4 protein-coding genes and 1 pseudogene are annotated in these 3,519 nt (G+C 74.8%); 3 read left to right on the top strand and 2 right to left on the bottom strand.

The window, feature by feature from the left end:
- Positions 1-132: 132 nt before the first annotated feature.
- Positions 133-1,227: pseudogene (locus tag ACFW1I_RS37860) on the bottom strand (low temperature requirement protein A); the annotation flags it as partial.
- Positions 1,228-1,453: 226 nt separating this feature from the next.
- Here ACFW1I_RS37860 and ACFW1I_RS37855 point away from each other — a divergent pair.
- On the top strand, positions 1,454-1,870 hold the full coding sequence (locus tag ACFW1I_RS37855; RefSeq protein ID WP_384678582.1) for a hypothetical protein: 417 nt from the start codon (positions 1,454-1,456) through the stop codon (positions 1,868-1,870).
- Here the strand turns inward: ACFW1I_RS37855 and ACFW1I_RS37850 are convergent.
- Positions 1,860-2,675 (bottom strand): helix-turn-helix domain-containing protein, encoded by an 816-nt coding sequence (locus ACFW1I_RS37850; protein WP_384678580.1) that lies wholly within the window; start codon positions 2,673-2,675, stop codon positions 1,860-1,862. The genes ACFW1I_RS37855 and ACFW1I_RS37850 overlap by 11 nt on opposite strands.
- 105 nt (positions 2,676-2,780) lie before the next feature.
- Between ACFW1I_RS37850 and ACFW1I_RS37845 the strand changes: the two genes are divergently transcribed.
- Positions 2,781-3,086, top strand: a complete 306-nt coding sequence (locus ACFW1I_RS37845; protein ID WP_384678578.1) for a 4a-hydroxytetrahydrobiopterin dehydratase — start codon at positions 2,781-2,783, stop codon at positions 3,084-3,086.
- Positions 3,087-3,127: 41 nt separating this feature from the next.
- Positions 3,128-3,519: class I SAM-dependent methyltransferase (locus tag ACFW1I_RS37840; protein WP_384678584.1), on the top strand; the 392-nt coding region annotated here is incomplete at its 3' end.

Raw genomic sequence — 3,519 nt, 5'->3', positions numbered from 1 at the left:
CCGCCTACTGAGCCGCCGTCACGCCTCCGCGACGGCGGCCGGAGCGCCCGCGCCCCGCCGCCCGTGGACGGCCAGCAGCCCCACCGTCGCCACGGCCAGCGCCACCAGCGCGACCAGCCCCGGGACGAGCCCCACCAGCGGCCCCGCCAGCAGCCCGCACACCCCGCCCGCCACCAGCGCCACCGGCGGCCGGCCCGAGGTCCGCCGCACGATCGCCGCCGCACCCAGCAGATAGACGCCGACCCCGCCCGTCAGCGACCAGGCCACCACCCCGTGCAACGGCTCCGCGAGCCCGTAGTGCCCGGTGTCGGCGACCTGCTGCAGGACCTTCTTCATGCCGAGCGCGCACAGCACCACGCCCGCCACCAGCGGCAGGTGCAGGAAGGTGTACACGTCCCGGGCGAAACGGGTGCGGTCGTCGCCGTCCAGCGCCGCGAGCCGGTGCTCCGCCCCCTCGCCCAACTGCCGGAAGTACAGCCACCACAGACCCGCCGACAGCAGCAGCCCGGCCGTCGCCGCGCCCAGCACCGCCACCGTCAGCGGGAAGCCCGACACGCCGACGCCCATCGCCACGATCGACTCGCCCAGCGCGATGATCACGATCAGCCCGTGCCGCTCGGCGAAGTGCCCGGGCGAGTTGACCCGCCAGCCCGACGAACCCGTGACGTAGATCCCGCCGTAGTCCACCGCCACCGCCCCCAGCCACAGCAGCAGTTGCGCCCGGCCCGTGTACGCCGAACCGATCAACAGCAGCACCAGCGGCGGCAGCACCGACAGCAGCGCGGTCCGCCGCAGGGTCCGGCGCAACGCCGTGTCGCCGGGCGCGCTCAGCCAGTACGAGACCAGGTGCAGCACCCGTACCGCCCCGTAGCAGAGCACGAACACCAGCGGCGCCGGCAGCCCGCCCGGCGCGTCCGCGAACACCTCGGGCACCACGAACGACACGATCAGCACGACCGCCATCACGGTCACCAGGACCCCGAACAGCCCGCCCGAATCGGCCCGCACGACATTGCCCAGCCAGGCGAAACAGCACCAGCACCACCACAGCAGCGCCAGCACCACCATGCCGCCGGCCATCCGCACCGGCGACGGCGCCGCCGCCATCAACGCCGTGACCTGCGTGATCGCGTACACGAACACCAGGTCGAAGAAGAGCTCGGCGGGCGTCACCGCGTGATCGTCCCCCGTGGCCACCAGGCCGGCCCGCCGTCTGTCCCGCGCCATCCGCGTGTCCTCCCCGTGACGGGGCGGCGCGCGCCGCCCGGCGCGCACCCTACACACGCCGCCCGGCCCGCGCCGGAGGAGTCCGCACTCCGGCATGACCTCCCGGGTAATCGACCCGCACCCGCCCCCGGCGGCAAGCTCTGAACCACCGGGACCCGGGCGGCGCACTCCGCCCGGGCACCGGCTCCCCAGCGCACGAACGACCCCCTCAGGAGGGTGATCCGCCATGTCCCAGGCCCTGCTCGCCGGTCTCGCCCGCACCACCCAGCCGCAGTCCATGGTCCGCCGGTTCCTCGCCCTGGACGCCGTCGTCACCGGGGCCAACGGCCTCGCCTACGCCCTCGCCTCCGGCCCGCTCGGCGAACTCCTCGGCGTGGACCCCGCCCTGCTCCTCGGACTCGGCCTCTTCCTCACCGCCTTCGCCGCCGGCGTCGCCTGGCTCGCGAGCCGCCCGGCGCCCCCGGCGCTCGCCGTGAAGCTGGTCGTCGACGCCAACCTGCTGTGGGCCGTCCTCAGCCTGGTCGCCCTCGCCGCCTGGCTCGACCCCACCACCGCCGGCCTCGTCTGGACCCCGATGCAGGCCGGCACCGTCGCCGGCTTCGCCGTCCTCCAGTGGTCCGCGCTGCGGGCCGTCACCCGCTGAGGGAGCGCAGGTACTCCACCGTCGCCGGGTCGGCCGGGAGCATCGTCTCGATGGCCAGCTCGGCGACGGTCACGTCCATCGGCGTGTTGAACGTCGAGATCGACGACACGAAGGACAGCACCCGCCCGTCGTGCTCGATCCGCAGCGGCAGCGCGAAGTACGGGTACGGCTCCGGGTCCTCGGTGTCCTCGGCGGCACCGCCACCCGCCGGCTCCGGCAGCGGATACGCCGTCACCTCCTCGTACACCGCCCGCAGCGCGTCCGAGCGGGCGAAGGCGATCTGACGCTCCATCTGGGCCAGCAGATGCCCCCGCCACTCGCGCAGATTGCGGATCCGGGGCGCCAGGCCCTCCGGGTGCAGGGTGATCCGCATGACGTTCATCGGCGGCGTCAGCAGATGCTCCGGCAGCCCGTCGAGGAGCATCCCGATCGCCCGGTTGGCGGCCACCACCGTGTACGAACCGTCCACCACCACCGCCGGGTACGGCTCGTACCCCCGGAGCAGCCGCGCGAGGCCGTCCCGCAGCGTCTCCAGCTCCGGCGCGTCCAGCGTCGACTCCGCGTACCGGGGCGCGTAACCGCCCGCGAGCAGCAGCGCGTTGCGGTCCCGCACCGGCACGTCCAGGTGCTCGGCGAGCCTGAGGATCATCTCCTCGCTCGGCCGCGACCGGCCCGTCTCCACGAAGGAGATGTGCCGCGCCGAGGAATCCGCCCGCAGCGCCAGCTCCAGCTGGCTCAGCCGCCGCCGCTCGCGCCAGCCGCGCAGCAGCGGTCCCACCCCCGTGTCGCTCACGACTGTTGTCATGCGCAGACGGTATCCCAGAGGGGTGACCGGGTACGTTCCCCCCGGGGACCACCGCCCGCACCACGTACCCCACCCCGCGCACCACCGACCGGAGGGAGCACCCCCGTGCCCACGCAGCCGCTGTCGCAGAAGGAGATCGAGGACCGACTGCGGGAGCTCCCCGGCTGGTCCGTCGAGGACGCGCGCCTGGTCCGCTCCTACCGGCTCCCCGACCACTTCGCCGCCACCGCGCTCGTCGTCCACGTCGCCCAGATCCAGCAGGAGCTGAACCACCACTCGGATCTGACGCTCGGTTACGACTCGGTCGCCCTGGCCGTCTCCACCCACTCCGCCGGCGGCGCCCTCACCGAGAAGGACTTCGGCCTCGCCCAGCGCGTCGAGGCCATCGCCCCCGGCCACGGGGCGCACTGACCCACCGTCCGCTCCGTAGGCTGTCGCCCATGGCGGACACCCTGCTCGACTACGAGACCGAGGCGGCCCACTACGACGAGACCCGGGGCGGTGTGCCCCGGGCCGAGGCGGCGGCCGGCGCCGTGCTGCGGCTGCTGCCGCCCGGCGCCCGCACCCTCCTCGACCTCGCCTGCGGCACCGGCCTCGTCACCGAGCGGATCGCCCGGCCCGGGCTGCGCGTCCTCGGCGCCGACGCCGCCCACGCCTTGCTCGGGGCCGCCGGCCGGCGGCTCCCCGGCCGGGTGGTCCGCGCCGACGCCCGCCGGCTGCCGTTCCCCGACGCGAGCCTCGACGCGGTCTGCGCGGTGTGGCTGCTCCATCTGGTGCCGTTCACCGGGGAGATCGTCGCCGAGGCGGCCCGGGTGCTGCGCCCCGGCGGCGTCCTCGCCGTCAC

The sequence above is a fragment of the Streptomyces sp. NPDC058955 genome (genome assembly GCF_042741435.1).
In the GTDB taxonomy this organism is placed as follows: Bacteria; Actinomycetota; Actinomycetes; order Streptomycetales; family Streptomycetaceae; genus Streptomyces.
This window is presented reverse-complemented; position numbering and strand designations above follow the sequence as displayed.